This window comes from Desulfovibrio cuneatus DSM 11391 (assembly GCF_000430005.1).
In the GTDB taxonomy this organism is placed as follows: Bacteria; Desulfobacterota; Desulfovibrionia; order Desulfovibrionales; family Desulfovibrionaceae; genus Frigididesulfovibrio; species Frigididesulfovibrio cuneatus.
Window position 1 is genome coordinate 18,401 of the sequence record NZ_AUCY01000039.1, and the last position, 13,481, is coordinate 31,881.

Here is a 13,481-nt window from a genome sequence, read left to right on the forward strand (position 1 = left end):
AAGCTCGTGCCCTGCCAAACGAAAAACTGAGCGCTTCCTCCAAAGTAGTTCACACTGGGATTGTGTGAACGTGTTTGCCAGGGGCACCTGCCTTATGGGTGCCCCGGCAAATCAGGATTATTTCTTGGTGTATAGAGGGAAGCATTGATTAAGTGGCATTGAGGCACGTTTTTAGCTGGTGCGGGTCTGCCTAAAGACCCAAAGGGACGCTGTGATAGAACGCAAAGCACTTATTTTCAACGTACAAAAGTACAATATGTACGATGGCCCCGGCTTAAGAACCCTGGTGTTCTTCAAAGGTTGTCCGTTGCGCTGCGAGTGGTGTTCCAACCCGGAAGGCCAACTGCGGGCGTTTCAGGTCATGCTGCGCATAACAGCCTGCGTGCATTGCGGTGCCTGTGTGCCTGTGTGCCCCCAAGGCATTCACAGCATTTCCCCCATTACCAAGCAGCATGAAATAGACCACAGCAAGGAATGCATTGGCTGCCGCAAGTGCGAAGCCATTTGCCCGGCCCAGGCCCTGGCCATTGCCGGGGAGGAAAAATCCATTTCCGAGCTTATGGAAATTATTGAGCAAGACCGCATGTTTTACGAATTTTCCGGCGGGGGCGTTACCTTGAGTGGTGGCGAAGCCATGATGCAGCCAGAGTCGGTGGCGAATTTGTTTCTGGCCTGCCGCCAGGCAGGCATCAACACTGCCATGGAAACCTGCGGCTATGCCCGCCCCGAAGTGGTGGCAAAAGTTGCGGAAGTAACAGACCTGTTCTTGTTCGATGTGAAGCACATGGACTCAGAACGGCACTTGCAGGGCACAGGCGTGCGCAACGAGTCCATTCTGGAAAACCTGCGTTGGTTGCTTGATAACCGCCACAACGTGAAAGTGCGTATTCCTTTGCTCAAAAGCTTTAACGATGGTGAGGCGGAAAACCTAGCCTTGCGGCGTTTTCTTGAGCCATATTCCGGCTTCAGAAACTTCCAGGGTGTTGATATTTTGCCCTACCACAAAATGGGTGTGAACAAATACACTCAGTTGCAGTGGGACTACCCCCAAAAAGGCGAACCCGGCCTGAGCCAGGAAGACCTTGACCGCGTGGTCAGCTATTATGACGGTGTGGGGTACCCTGTTAACGTAATCAAGCATTAGGGCGCGGGTGTCTTTTTGCTTCTGCCAGCGTCAGGCAGCGCCTGTTTCGGCGGTCAAGTACGGTCAGAGTACACTCCCTTGAAACAGGCTTGCCTTCCTTGGCAGAACCAAAAACTCACTCCCCGCCGGGAAAGAGCCCATGGCTTTTTCAAGAGAATAGTACAAGATCCAAAATTTAGATGTTGCGTGCAGTGTTGGCAGACTCTTTAAGGAGAATGGTATGAGCGCACTTGGAATGGTAGAAACAAAAGGGCTTGTGGGTGCTGTGGAAGCGGCAGATGCCATGCTGAAAACAGCCGACGTTTCCCTTTTGGAGAAGAATCTTGCCGGGGGCGGGCTTGTTACCATAACCATTACAGGGGAAGTAGCCGCCGTGCAGGCTGCTGTGGAAGGGGCTGTTGCCGCTGTGGGCCGTATTGCTGGTGCGCAAGTCGTTTCCGCTCATGTTATTCCCCGCCCGGTGGAAGAGCTGGAACATGTTATTCGCTTGAAGCCCGTACCTTCCGCCCCCAGCACACCGCCTGCCGCACCGGCTGCGCCCGCAAAACCGGCGGCCCCGGCCAACCCGGTGGTAACAGCAAAGCCTGTGGCGGCAGCCAAGCCTGCCACAACAGTGGCACCAGCAGCGCCCGCAAAATCTGCGGAGCCAGTAAAGCCTGCGGCGACAACGCCACCTGTGAAGCCTGCGGCGACAACGCCACCTGTGAAGCCTGCGGCGACAACGCCACCTGTGAAGCCTGCGGCTTCTGGTAAAACCAAGCGGCGTGGCTCCAAAAAGTAAGTGGCAATAGGAATTTGCACGCAGGGGGCACAGCCCGCCGCGTGAACGGTTGTTAAGCAAGAGAACACTGCGTACCGAATATTCTTAGCGTAGCCTGGAAGGCGCGTACCCAGTGGTTTCATACGGTTATAGGCAGAAAAAAGGAGCAACTCAATGGTAGACAAAGACTTATTGTCCATGCAAGAGGCCCGCGCCCTGGTACGTGCCGCCCGCACGGCACAGGCAGAGTTTGCACAGTTAAGCCAAGAGCGTGTGGACGCTGTGGTGAAAGCCATTGCCGAAGCAGCCGCCGCCAAGGCGGAAAGCCTGGCAGCACTGGCAGTGGAAGAAACCGGGTTTGGCAAGGTTCAGGACAAAAAAACCAAGAACCTGCTGGCCAGCGAACAGCTGCTCAAGGCCATCAAAGACATGAAAACCGTTGGGGTGCTTTGTGAAGATAAAGCACGTAAAGTGGTTGAAGTGGCCGTGCCCATGGGCGTTATTGCCGGTATTATTCCTTCCACCAACCCTACATCCACTGTTATTTATAAAACCATCATTTCGCTGAAGGCCGGGAACGCCATTGTGTTCACCCCGCACCCCAGCGCCAAGAAATGCATTGGCCAGACAGTGGACCTTATTCGCAGCGTGCTGGTAAGCTGCGGCGTGAGTGAAGACCTGGTAAGCTACATGCATGTGCCCACCGTGGAAGGCAGCGGTGAACTGATGCGTGAAGTGGACCTTATTCTTGCCACTGGCGGCCCCGGCATGGTGAAGGCTGCCTATAGCTCTGGCACACCAGCCCTGGGTGTTGGCGCAGGCAACGTGCCCGTGTTCATTGAACGCTCCGCCGACATTGACGCCGCCATTACCAAAATTATGGCCAGCAAAACCTTTGACAACGGCACCGTATGCGCTTCTGAGCAGGCCATTGTGACAGAAGCGGTTATTGCCGACAAAGTAAAAGCGACCCTTATTGCCCAAGGCGGCTACTTCCTTGAAGGCGAAAAGCTGGAAAAGGTGAAGCGCGTTATGGAACGCGGCAACGGCAGCATGAACCCGGACATCGTAGGCCGAGACGCCCAGTACATTGCCAAGCTGGCAGGTATTGAAGTGCCCGCCGGAACACGTGTGCTTGTTTCCGACGAAAAAGGCATTGGCCGCAAGTATCCCTTCTCCAAAGAAAAGTTGACAGCGTTGCTGGGCTTTTATGTGGTGGAAGACTGGCGCGAAGCATGCGAAGTGTGCCACGCCCTGTTGCTGAATGGCGGCGTTGGGCACTCCCTTGCCATCCACTCCCGTAACGAAGAAGTGATTCGCGAGTTCGGCCTGAAAAAGCCCGTTTCCCGCATGCTGGTAAACACCCCCTCCACCCACGGTGCTGTGGGCATTACCACTTCGCTGTTCCCCTCCTTCACCCTTGGGTGTGGTACAGTGGGCGGTAGCGCCACTTCCGACAACGTAACCCCCATGAACCTGTTCAACATTCGTCGAATTGCCTACGACCTTGGCAACATGCCCGCCGCAGCCCCGGCTTCCTGCTGTGCACAGCAAGGGTCTGCCCAGGTGGATGTGAATGCTATTGTGGCGATGATAACTGAACAGCTTCGCAAACTCTCTTAAGGAAACGCTGATTTTTTCCGTTTGCCTGCGTTACTTCACTTTTTTTTCGGCGGGGCAGGACCGAAGAGTCCAGCCCACCCCTCAAAAAAAGCTCGTGCCTTGGCAAACGAAAAAACTGAGCGTTTCCCAAAGCGCTCGAATCAGTAGTTTTCAAGTGAATATTTCAAGAGGCAAGCAAGCCACTTATGGCAAGCTTGTGATAACAAATTGATTTTTGAACCCCCTGCCGGGGAAGCCAACAGAAGCTTTCCCAGCAAACAAAGCAACCAAGCACATGCACACACAAGGAGAACGACATGGTAACTTCCAATGCACTGGGAATGATTGAAACAAAAGGTCTTGTTGGCGCTATTGAAGCTGCTGATGCCATGGTAAAAGCCGCTAACGTAACCCTTATGGGTCGCACCCAAGTGGGTGGCGGTTTGGTAACTGTTATGGTTCGTGGCGACGTGGGCGCTGTGAAAGCCGCTACCGACGCTGGCGCAGCCGCTGCCAAAAACGTGGGCGAGCTGGTAAGCGTGCACGTTATTCCCCGCCCTCATGGGGAAGTGGAAAGCATTCTGCCTAAGCCCCAAGTTTAAGGAAACGCTGATTTATTTGGAAGGAAAGCGTTGCCGTGTTGTGCAAACAGGCACGGCAACGCGCATGTGGTGATTTTTTCCGAAGTAAGACTATTGCAAAATAGTCTTACAGCGGCTTCCCGCAGGGAAGGCGCTCCAAAAAGTACGAATAAAGGAAATTAATTTTCCTGTAAAATGAGTACTTTTTGTGACTTAGGCCATGCCTCTTCTGCGCAGGCAGAAGAGGCATGATGGTAAAAGCACGCAAAACGCAGTTTTGCAATGGCCTTTAAGTGGGGAGAGCATGAACGAGCAAGCCATACACGATATTGTGGCAGGGGTAGTGCGTAACGTGATGAAGGAAATGGGCTGCGCCGCAGTGGCAACTCCCGTTTCTGAAAGCGACCCTATTCCTGTGGAGCTTTCCGCACGGCATGTGCACTTAAGTGAAGCAGATGCCCTGGCCCTTTTTGGAGCGCCCCTTAGCGCTGCACGCGAACTTTCCCAGCCCGGGCAGTTTTTGTGCAATGAGCGAGTGCGCCTTATTGGCCCTAAAGGCGTTATGGATAACGTCGCTGTGCTTGGCCCTTCCCGTGGGGCATCGCAGGTAGAAATTTCCAAAACAGATGCCCGTATTCTGGGTATTGATGCCCCGGTGCGCCAGTCTGGCGGCGTGGCAGGCTCTCCCGGCATTATCCTTGCCTCCCAAACAGGGGTGGTGGGCATGCCGGAAGGGGTTATTGTGGCATCACGCCACATTCATATGTCACCTGAAGATGCCGCCCGCCTGCACGTGGCAGATAATGACCTCGTAAGCGTGAGCCTTGACGGTGACCGCCCGGTTATTCTTGAAGATGTACTGGTTCGTGTGAACAAGAATTTCCTCTTGGCCATGCACATAGACTCGGATGAAGGCAACAGCTCCGGCTGGCACAAAGGTGTATGCGGGCGCATTGTGGCCCGTAAGGGACATATCTAGCATGAAAGCCGATGCAGACAGGCAAATTCACGCCCTGGAACAGTGCCTTGAAAACACTGTGCCTGTGGGCCCCGCAGACCCCTTGCTGGTGGGCGTAGACCTTGGCACAGCGTATATTGTGCTGGTGGTGCTCAACGCTGCTAAAGAACCGGTGGCCTGCGCCATGGAATTTGCCCGTGTGGTGCGCGATGGCCTGGTGGTAGACTACATTGGGGCTACCCGCATTGTGCGCAAGCTGAAAGATGAACTGGAACAGCGCCTTGGCTGCCCCCTGCAAAGGGCTGCCATTGCTGTGCCCCCTGGCACAGCCGTAAAAGACTGCGCCACCCACCGGCATGTGGTGGAAGGGGCCGGGCTTGAAGTGGTAGCTGTGCTGGACGAACCCACAGCGGCCAATGCCGTGCTGGGGGTGGAAAATGGGGTTATTGTAGACATTGGCGGCGGCACCACCGGCCTTTCCGTACTGGAAAACGGGCAGGTTGTGTACGTGGCAGATGAAGCTACTGGTGGTACCCACCTCACCCTGGTGCTGGCTGGCCACCACAACATTTCCCTGGAAGAAGCCGAGACGTTGAAAAAAGACCCGGCTCACCAGAAAGAAGTGCTGGCCGTGGTGCGGCCTGTTGTTCAAAAAATGGGCACCATCGTGAAAAAGCATATTCAGGGGCGGGATGTAAGCGCCATTTACCTGGTGGGCGGCACCTGCTGCCTTGTGGGGATGGAAGCCATAATAGAGGATGAAACAGGGGTGCCTGTGTTCAAGCCCGCCAACCCGTTTTTGGTGACTCCTTTGGGTATTGCTCTTAATTGCACGGCAGAATAAGGTAAAATATGGACATGCAGGATCGTATACTCAAAGCCGCGCAGGAAGTGCTGGCACAGTTGCAGGCCCAGGTGGCCCAGCATGTGGCTGCCCATTCTGTGGCGCAGGGTGCGCATTCAGGTATGCTCCAGCCTATTTCTCAAGCCTTGCCACAAGCAACGCAGTCTGTGGTTACACAGACCACTACGCCTGCCCATGCAGATGCAGCCAACAGCCTGCCTGTGGTACAGGTGCTTGGCTCCCGTTCCCAAGGGCTTGCAGCGCGCTTGGCTCAGGTGCTCGGTGCTGGCTACCAGTGGGTATTCCAGGGGGAAGCGCACACCGAAAATACAGTGCAGCGCTATGTGCTGCCCACGCTTTCCTGTAGTTCTCTGGCGGCCCTTGCCACCGGGCAGGCCCCCACCCCGCAGGATGAGGCCGTGCTGGCCTTGTTGCTACGCGGCAAGGTGGTGGAAGTACTGGAATTTGAGCACCATAGTTTTCGGGCCACTGCTCCGGCCGCTCTTTACGGGCTGTATACCGCCCATGAAGCCGCAGTGGCGGAGTTCGGGCTGTGCCCAGCACGCACCCCGGCACCGGAAGAAATTTTGCACACAGACCGCCTGGTAACGGAAGCAGATGTTACCAAGGCGCACGCCAGCGGCACCACAACGCTGGCTGTTTTGAAGCAGGCCATTGTTACCCCGCTGGCGGCAGATGCTGCTGCCCAGCGCGGAATAACCATTGTAAAACGGTTATAGCAATTGACGCATGTATTGCGTTAATTGCTCTGCAAGGATTTTTACGAAAAATCCTTGCCACGAAATAGGCGTAGGTGAGCTTTGCTCGCCGTTAAGCGACTATTTCAAGTGCCAAATGTACTATAAAGGCGGCGCAGTATGATTATTGGCAGGGTAATTGGCAATGTGTGGGCCACGCGAAAAGAAGAAACCTTGAACGGCCTCAAGCTTATGGTTGTGCACCGTGAAGGGGAAGCCAAAGGCAATGAATTTGTTGCTGTGGACTGTGTGGGCGCTGGCACTGGTGAACGGGTGCTGGTGGTTCAGGGCAGTTCAGCCCGCAAGGCACTGGAAAACCACAAAACCCCTATAGATGCCGCCATTATTGGTATTATTGATGAAGTGCAATTAACAGAATAGTAGAGCAGTTTTGTGAACAAGGCTCTTTGCACGCGCACATAAACGCAATTTTTCCAAGGTAAAAGGTTCTGGCATGGATACTCTCGGTGTAGTGGAAAGTCGCAGTATTGCTGCTGGTGTTGAGCTGGCAGACGCCATGCTCAAAGCGGCAGATGTGGAACTGGCCCGTGCCTGCACGGTGTGTTCTGGCCGCTATACCATTTACGTGAGTGGCACCAAGCAGGCTGTGGAAACGGCTGTGAATGTGGCACGTGATTCTGAACGGGCCCTTGCCGGGGCGTTTGTGCTTTCCCGAATTTCCCCCCAGGTGCTAGATGCCTTAAAGCGCGGCAGCGCTGCGGAAGAAGGCGAGGCCCTTGGGGTTGTAGAATGCCGCACAGTTTCTTCCGGCATTGCCGCAGCAGACAGTGCCGTGAAAAGAGCGAATGTGCGCATTGTGCGCCTTGTCACCGGGCAGGGCATTCAAGGCAAGTCCTATTTTGTTCTCAGTGGTGACGTAGCTTCCGTAAGAGAAGCGGTGGAAGCCGCAAAAATGGTGTTGAACCGTGAACTTGTAGAAGCTGTTGTTGTGCCGCGCCCGGAACCTGCCGTGGTGCGTGCGTTAACCAGCGGTGTGAGGTAACCAATGAAAAAGCAACTTGTTGAAGCTTGCAATGTAGATGCCTACATTTGTAAAGAAACAGGCACGCTGTATGCCGACGGCACCCTTATGCTTACTCCGGGTGCAAAAGATGAACTTTCTCGACGCGGTGTGGCTGTTGTCTATGGCCCACGCCCCGGCACACACTGTTGCCCCCCTGGCTGCACATGCCCTGCATGCTGTGCCAGCACCCATTGCCCCCCCGGCTGCACATGCGCAGCCTGCACAGGCGTGGCCCATGATGCAGAAACAGAACGCCTGATGCTGGCGGTAGCTGTGGTGCTGCGTGATGAATTCGGCGTAAAAGACCTTGGCACCCTCAAGGAAACAAGCTGTAAAGTGGCAAAGGCCATGCGCGGCAATATGTAGCAGCTTGGTGGTTTGTGGCTGGTTACAGCGCAAGCAGAGAGTTATTTGTTACTGCACACAATTTTCTATTTCCCCAAATTTCCCTAACTATTGTTCCAAAGGAGCAACAACATGATGAACGCACTTGGTATGGTAGAAACGAAAGGTCTTGTAGGCGCAGTTGAAGCAGCAGACGCTATGGTAAAAGCTGCCAACGTGGAACTGATTGGCCGTGAACAGGTAGGCAGTGGCCTTGTGACTGTTCTGGTGCGTGGCGATGTTGCCGCTGTTAAAGCCGCTACCGATGCTGGCGCAGCCGCTGCTGCCCGCGTAGGTGAAGTGGTAAGCGTGCACGTTATTCCCCGCCCGCATAGCGAAGTGGAGCTCATTCTGCCCAAAAAGGCATAGGGAAACGCTGATTTATTCCGTTTGGCGGCGTTGTTCGCTTTTTTGACAAGGGGGCAGGACCAAAGAGTTCAGCCCTCCTTGTCAAAAAAACTCACGCCTTGCCAAACGAAATAACTGCGCGTTTCCAAAGCGCACATAAACAGTATTTGCTTAGAGAGCAGCTTACTTTTGTTGGGGAGGCAGAACCTCCCCATGTAAAAAGAGTACCAATAGGAAATAAAGCTAGGGAAAGGCTGGAGGGTGAGATTGTGACGCAGTTTTATGGCAAAACAAAAATTTGCTACGGTGAGAATGCGTTAGAAACGCTGGAAGAACTCGCCGTGAAGCAGGCCTTCATCGTCACCGACCCTTTTATGGTGAAGGTTGGCTTTATCGACCACATCAAGAGCCATTTGAACAGAGGGCATATTCCTTACCGTTTGTTTGACGGGGTAGAGCCAGACCCTTCCCTGGAGTCTGTGACCAAGGCTACGCGCCTGTTCATGGAATCTGGCGCAGACTGTGTGGTGGCCCTGGGCGGCGGTTCCGCCCTGGACATGGCCAAAGCCGTGGTGTTTTTTGCCCACAAGGCCCGGGGGGGGCAAAAGCCCCTTATGGTGGCCATTCCCACCACCAGCGGCACAGGGTCGGAAGTAACCGCTATTTCTGTGGTCACGGACAAGGTGAATGAAGTCAAAATTCCCTTGAACGATGACCTGCTCATTCCCGACGTCGCCATTCTGGACGCCCGGTTCACGCGCTCCCTGCCGCCTTCTGTGACCGGGGTAACAGGCATGGACGTGCTCACCCACGCTATTGAGGCTTATACTTCCCGCCGCGCCAACTCCTTTACCGACATTTATGCGGAGCAGGCCGTGCGCTATGTATTCCGCTACCTGCTGCGTGCCTACACCAACGGGGACGACATGGAAGCCCGCCGCCAAATGCTGCTTGCTTCCTGCATGGCAGGTATGGCGTTCAACAACAGCGGCCTTGGCATTACCCACAGCATTGCTCACAGCCTTGGCGGGTTGTTCCACGTTCCCCATGGCCTGGCCAACGCCGTGGTGCTGCCCTATGTTATCCGCTTCAACAGCTTTGATGCCGGGGTGAAATACCGCGAACTTGCCGCCATGCTGGGGCTGCCTGCTGCCACGGTGGAAGAAGGCGTGACCAGCCTTGTTACTGCCGTGCGTGAACTGAACGCCGCCATGAATATTCCTGGCCGGGTGGGTGCCTTAAAGGTGGAAGAAGCCGCCTACAAAGCAAACCAGCAAACCATTGCCAATAACGTGCTGCAAGACATTTGCACGGAAGGCAACCCAAGAAAACCTTCCCACGACGATATTTGCGGGTTACTGGAAAAAATTTGGTAATATGAAATTATTGCGCAGGGGAAATTGTTGCACTTTATTTGGGGCGGCTCTGCCTCCCCAAACCCCTCCGCCAAGGGCCTGATGCCCTTGGAACCCGCAGCAGCGTTTATTTTCCCGCCTTGCGGAAAAGTAAATGTAAATGGGGGTCAAGGGGAATGATTCCCTTTGCAGGGGGCTGGGGGACAGCGTCCCCCAATAAAATTCACTGTGCAATAGTCTCAACATGAGGGTATTATAATGCAACATACAACTGTTCAACACATTAAGGCCGCAGGGGTTGTGGGCGCTGGCGGTGCCGGCCTGCCCACGCACATTAAGGCAGACGCAAAAGTGGACGTGGTGCTGGTAAACGGCGCTTCCTGCGAACCCATGCTTGCCAGCGACCCCTACCTTATGGAGCGGGAAACCGACACCATGCTGGATGGCCTTGAAGCCATTATGGAATGCACTGGCGCCACGCGCGGTGTGGTGTGCCTGAAAGCCAAACATGCAGAAGCCGTGGCAGCCTTGCAGGCCGCTGTGGCCCGGCGCGGGGCAGGGCGGCTGGAAGTATTTTTGCTGGGCGACTTTTACCCCGCAGGCGATGAACACGTTATGGTGCGTGAAGCTTTGGGCAAAACTGTGCCTGCCGGGGGCATTCCCCTGCAAGTGGGCGCTGTGGTGGCCAACGTGGAAACACTGTACAACGTGGCCGAAGCCATTAAGGGCAAACCAGTAACCCACCGCTGGCTTACCATTGCCTGCGAGGTGAACAAGCCCATGGTGGTGCGTGTGCCTGTGGGAACCCTTGTGGAAGACGTGCTGGCCTTTGCAGGCGGGGCGCGCATTGCCAAGTATAGTGTTGTGGATGGTGGCCCCATGATGGGCCGGGTGCTGGAGAGCACCCAGGCTTCGGTAACCAAAACCACCAGCGGCCTTTTGGTGCTGCCCCCTGATCACACCGTGGTTTCTGGCAAGGTAATGGAGCCGGAGCGGCTGCGCCGCATTACCAACACTATTTGCTGCCAGTGTTCCTTTTGTACCGATTTATGCCCACGTAACCTGCTGGGGCACCCCCTGCGTCCTCACAAGCTTATGCGGGTTTCTCCGGAGCAGGCCCAAGCAGACCCCGCAGCAGTGCGCGAAGCCATGCTGTGTTCGGAATGCGGTATTTGTGAAAAGTTTGCCTGCCCCATGGGCGTTTCCCCGCGTGAAGTCAACGCGCAAATTAAAAAGACCCTGCGTGAAAAGGGCATTCGCTGGGAAAGCACAGGCCTTTCACCAGAGAATAACCCCTTCCGGGAATGCCGTACCGTGGCCACAAAACGGTTGGTACAGCGCCTGGACCTTGCAGGTTACGACCCGCACCCCCATGCAGTGGAACATTTCACGCCATCCCATGTACGCATTCCCCTGCACCAGCATATTGGGGCCCCGGCCCTTTGCGTGGTAAGTGCTGGGCAGAAAGTGCATGTGGGTGATGTTATTGGTGAAATTCCGGAAGGCGCCATGGGCGCACGGGTGCACGCCAGCCTTGATGGTGTGGTGGAATCAGTTGCCAATGGGTTTGTAACCATTCGCGCGTAACAGGAAGAAATAGGTAACTACCATGAATTTACAAACTATTGCGTGTCTTGAACTGAACAGCATTGCCATAGGCATTCATGCCGCAGATGAAATGACAAAAGCCGCCAGCGTGCGCCTTGTGACTGCGCGTACCACCTGCCCAGGCCGTTACCTTATTGTGGTGGCAGGCGACACCGGAGCCGTGCAAAGCGCTGTGGAAGCCGGGCGTGCCATTGGCGGCTCCATGGTTATTGACTATTTTGTCATTCCCCGCGTGCACCAGGACGTTATTCCCGCTATGAACGGGGCAGGCATTGCCGAACCCATTCGCGCCCTTGGCGTGATTGAAACATGCACAACCGCCGCAGGCATTCTGGCAGCCGATGCCGCCGCCAAGGCAGCCAACGTTTCCCTGCTGGAAATTCGTTTTGCTGCAGGCCTTGCAGGCAAAGCCTTTGTCACCATGACAGGCGACGTGGGCGCTGTGGAAGCTGCCGTGCAGGCCGGGGTAGAAGGCGTGGGCGAGGCTGGCCCGGTGCTGAGCCACGTAGTCATACCCTCGCCGTCTGCCGAGCTCAAGTCCCAACTTCTTTAGGGAAACACTGAGTTATTCCGTTTGGCGGTGTTACTCACTTTTTTTGGAGCGGGCCGAGTCAACTCTTCCGCCCATGACTGTTTCAAAAAAAGGGAAGCAACGCCGCCAAACGGAATAAATCAGCGTTTCCCAAGGAACCCATTATGAAACGAGCAGGTAATGAGCCCACGCAGCGGGTGATACAGGAGTATGTTCCTGGTCGGCAAATTACGCTGGCCCATTTGATTGCCAGCCCCAACAAGGGGTTATATTTGCAATTGGGGCTAGACGATACTGCCTGCAATGCCATTGGTATTTTGACCATTACGCCGAGTGAAGGGGTCATTATTGCGGCAGACATTGCCACCAAGGCAGCTCCTGCGGACATTGGCTTTTTGGACAGGTTTGGCGGTTCGCTGGTAATAACGGGCGACGTTGGCGGGGTGGAAGCGGCCCTGGGTGCAGTGCTCCGTTATTTTGACGACACCTTGGGGTATGATGTAACCACCATTACCCGGACTTGACGCACACCTGATGGCACGCATCCTTCTTATGGGTAATGCTCAGGCCGGGCAAGGCAAGCTTGCCTTTGCCTTAACCGGGCAGGTCTGTGCCAGCCAGGGGGCCAGCCAGCGGGCCATGGCGCTTTCGTATTGCGGGCCGTTTGTGATAACGCCCAGTGAATTTTTAGAGAATAGACGGTTTTACCACGCCCTTATTGCCGAAGCAGCCCGGTGTACCACTGTATTCATGCTGCAAAATGCCCTTTCCCCTACAAGCCCTTATCCCCCCGGCTTTGCCCGCATGTTCAACCGCCCTGTGGTGGGGGTTATTCCCCATGCCCTTTCCCCCCATGCCAACCCGGAACTTGCCGCGCGCTTTCTGCGCCTTGCAGGGGCAAGCCGTATTGAACAAATATGCGTGGCCCACCCGGAAACGTTGGCCCCGCTGCAAGAATTTTTGTCATAGCAAGGTATTGGCTTTATTTGGGTATGTAGAATATCTCTTTTCTCCTTGTTTTCTTTTCGCCATTCTCATAATGCCTTTCTGCCCTTCCCTGCCTCTCTCTCCCTCTTTCCTGAACGGGTAAATGCAGGCCAGCAGCCTCACGCTACACTCACTAGGAAGGTATGCGCCTTTGTGCGCCATGCCTTCCTTTTTTTGTGGCCGTTAACTTGAACGGCGTGGTTTCTCTCCTCCACTTGCGCAGGCTCATCAAGTACATTGCCATTGCAATGTGCCCCAAAAGGCACACCCCGGGTGTGTTGTAAGGCGGTGCTTGATGTCCAGAAGGCTTTTGGCGCAGAATAATGGATTAAGAAACACCCCTGCAACGTACATAAGATGTCGTGAAGAGTATGATCTTTGTGCATACAGGAAGGATCAGGCCCCTATTGCGGCGGAGAAGAAGGCACTTTTTCAGCAAGGTGAGTCTGTCACCCCTTGTTTCTGCGTGTTATCAATATATCTATTATTATATCTATTGTTATTGTAGTTGTGAGTACTGCACAGAATTTGCTTATGATTTATTATTTGAAGGAACGTATTCCTGGCTACTGAACCATAAAACGAGCTTTTTGTAA

Annotated in this window: 16 protein-coding genes; all 16 read left to right on the forward strand. The window is 54.7% G+C overall.

The features are described 5' to 3' along the window. Positions 1-211: 211 nt before the first annotated feature. Positions 212-1,144, forward strand: a complete 933-nt coding sequence (gene cutD, locus G497_RS0110315; protein ID WP_027188089.1) for a choline TMA-lyase-activating enzyme — start codon at positions 212-214, stop codon at positions 1,142-1,144. A 220-nt stretch (positions 1,145-1,364) separates the two neighbouring features. Further along, complete coding sequence (locus tag G497_RS20875; protein ID WP_051258037.1) at positions 1,365-1,925, forward strand: BMC domain-containing protein; 561 nt, start codon at positions 1,365-1,367, stop codon at positions 1,923-1,925. A gap of 153 nt (positions 1,926-2,078) precedes the next feature. Beyond that, positions 2,079-3,527 carry an acetaldehyde dehydrogenase (acetylating) gene (locus G497_RS17715; protein ID WP_051258038.1) on the forward strand — a complete coding sequence of 483 codons (1,449 nt, stop codon included), beginning with the start codon at positions 2,079-2,081 and terminating at the stop codon, positions 3,525-3,527. A gap of 296 nt (positions 3,528-3,823) precedes the next feature. Continuing rightward, on the forward strand, positions 3,824-4,108 hold the full coding sequence (eutM, locus tag G497_RS0110330; RefSeq protein ID WP_027188090.1) for an ethanolamine utilization microcompartment protein EutM: 285 nt from the start codon (positions 3,824-3,826) through the stop codon (positions 4,106-4,108). A 283-nt stretch (positions 4,109-4,391) separates the two neighbouring features. After that, complete coding sequence (locus tag G497_RS0110335) at positions 4,392-5,066, forward strand: phosphate propanoyltransferase (protein ID WP_027188091.1); 675 nt, start codon at positions 4,392-4,394, stop codon at positions 5,064-5,066. Between the two features lies 1 nt (position 5,067). Further along, a complete protein-coding gene (gene eutJ / locus G497_RS0110340) occupies positions 5,068-5,889 on the forward strand; it encodes an ethanolamine utilization protein EutJ (protein WP_027188092.1) in 822 nt (273 codons plus the stop codon). An 8-nt stretch (positions 5,890-5,897) separates the two neighbouring features. After that, positions 5,898-6,629 carry a hypothetical protein gene (locus G497_RS19250; protein ID WP_051258039.1) on the forward strand — a complete coding sequence of 244 codons (732 nt, stop codon included), beginning with the start codon at positions 5,898-5,900 and terminating at the stop codon, positions 6,627-6,629. Positions 6,630-6,767: 138 nt separating this feature from the next. After that, complete coding sequence (locus G497_RS0110350) at positions 6,768-7,028, forward strand: EutN/CcmL family microcompartment protein (protein ID WP_027188093.1); 261 nt, start codon at positions 6,768-6,770, stop codon at positions 7,026-7,028. 73 nt (positions 7,029-7,101) lie between these two features. Further along, positions 7,102-7,650: a BMC domain-containing protein gene (locus G497_RS0110355; protein ID WP_027188094.1), complete on the forward strand. Its 549-nt coding sequence runs from the start codon at positions 7,102-7,104 to the stop codon at positions 7,648-7,650. A 3-nt stretch (positions 7,651-7,653) separates the two neighbouring features. After that, entirely contained in the window at positions 7,654-8,037 is a 384-nt protein-coding gene (locus tag G497_RS0110360; protein ID WP_027188095.1) for a hypothetical protein, read from the forward strand. A gap of 111 nt (positions 8,038-8,148) precedes the next feature. Beyond that, complete coding sequence (locus tag G497_RS0110365) at positions 8,149-8,424, forward strand: BMC domain-containing protein (RefSeq protein ID WP_027188096.1); 276 nt, start codon at positions 8,149-8,151, stop codon at positions 8,422-8,424. Positions 8,425-8,672: 248 nt separating this feature from the next. Continuing rightward, on the forward strand, positions 8,673-9,779 hold the full coding sequence (locus G497_RS0110370; RefSeq protein ID WP_027188097.1) for a 1-propanol dehydrogenase PduQ: 1,107 nt from the start codon (positions 8,673-8,675) through the stop codon (positions 9,777-9,779). 237 nt (positions 9,780-10,016) lie between these two features. Then, on the forward strand, positions 10,017-11,345 hold the full coding sequence (locus G497_RS0110380; protein ID WP_027188098.1) for a 4Fe-4S dicluster domain-containing protein: 1,329 nt from the start codon (positions 10,017-10,019) through the stop codon (positions 11,343-11,345). Positions 11,346-11,367: 22 nt separating this feature from the next. After that, positions 11,368-11,919 carry a BMC domain-containing protein gene (locus G497_RS0110385; protein WP_027188099.1) on the forward strand — a complete coding sequence of 184 codons (552 nt, stop codon included), beginning with the start codon at positions 11,368-11,370 and terminating at the stop codon, positions 11,917-11,919. A gap of 143 nt (positions 11,920-12,062) precedes the next feature. After that, positions 12,063-12,422: a BMC domain-containing protein gene (locus G497_RS0110390; protein WP_027188100.1), complete on the forward strand. Its 360-nt coding sequence runs from the start codon at positions 12,063-12,065 to the stop codon at positions 12,420-12,422. 10 nt (positions 12,423-12,432) lie between these two features. Beyond that, positions 12,433-12,867, forward strand: coding sequence for a EutP/PduV family microcompartment system protein (locus tag G497_RS0110395; RefSeq protein ID WP_027188101.1), 435 nt, complete (start codon positions 12,433-12,435; stop codon positions 12,865-12,867). Positions 12,868-13,481: the final 614 nt, after the last annotated feature.

Coding starts and splice junctions, on each gene's coding strand:
- G497_RS20875 (WP_051258037.1), top strand. CDS start 1,365: ATGAGCGCACTTGGAATGGTAGAAACAAAAGGGCTTGTGGGTGCTGTG.
- G497_RS17715 (WP_051258038.1), top strand. CDS start 2,079: ATGGTAGACAAAGACTTATTGTCCATGCAAGAGGCCCGCGCCCTGGTA.
- eutM (WP_027188090.1), top strand. CDS start 3,824: ATGGTAACTTCCAATGCACTGGGAATGATTGAAACAAAAGGTCTTGTT.
- G497_RS0110335 (WP_027188091.1), top strand. CDS start 4,392: ATGAACGAGCAAGCCATACACGATATTGTGGCAGGGGTAGTGCGTAAC.
- eutJ (WP_027188092.1), top strand. CDS start 5,068: ATGAAAGCCGATGCAGACAGGCAAATTCACGCCCTGGAACAGTGCCTT.
- G497_RS19250 (WP_051258039.1), top strand. CDS start 5,898: ATGGACATGCAGGATCGTATACTCAAAGCCGCGCAGGAAGTGCTGGCA.
- G497_RS0110350 (WP_027188093.1), top strand. CDS start 6,768: ATGATTATTGGCAGGGTAATTGGCAATGTGTGGGCCACGCGAAAAGAA.
- G497_RS0110355 (WP_027188094.1), top strand. CDS start 7,102: ATGGATACTCTCGGTGTAGTGGAAAGTCGCAGTATTGCTGCTGGTGTT.
- G497_RS0110360 (WP_027188095.1), top strand. CDS start 7,654: ATGAAAAAGCAACTTGTTGAAGCTTGCAATGTAGATGCCTACATTTGT.
- G497_RS0110365 (WP_027188096.1), top strand. CDS start 8,149: ATGATGAACGCACTTGGTATGGTAGAAACGAAAGGTCTTGTAGGCGCA.
- G497_RS0110380 (WP_027188098.1), top strand. CDS start 10,017: ATGCAACATACAACTGTTCAACACATTAAGGCCGCAGGGGTTGTGGGC.
- G497_RS0110385 (WP_027188099.1), top strand. CDS start 11,368: ATGAATTTACAAACTATTGCGTGTCTTGAACTGAACAGCATTGCCATA.
- G497_RS0110390 (WP_027188100.1), top strand. CDS start 12,063: ATGAAACGAGCAGGTAATGAGCCCACGCAGCGGGTGATACAGGAGTAT.
- G497_RS0110395 (WP_027188101.1), top strand. CDS start 12,433: ATGGCACGCATCCTTCTTATGGGTAATGCTCAGGCCGGGCAAGGCAAG.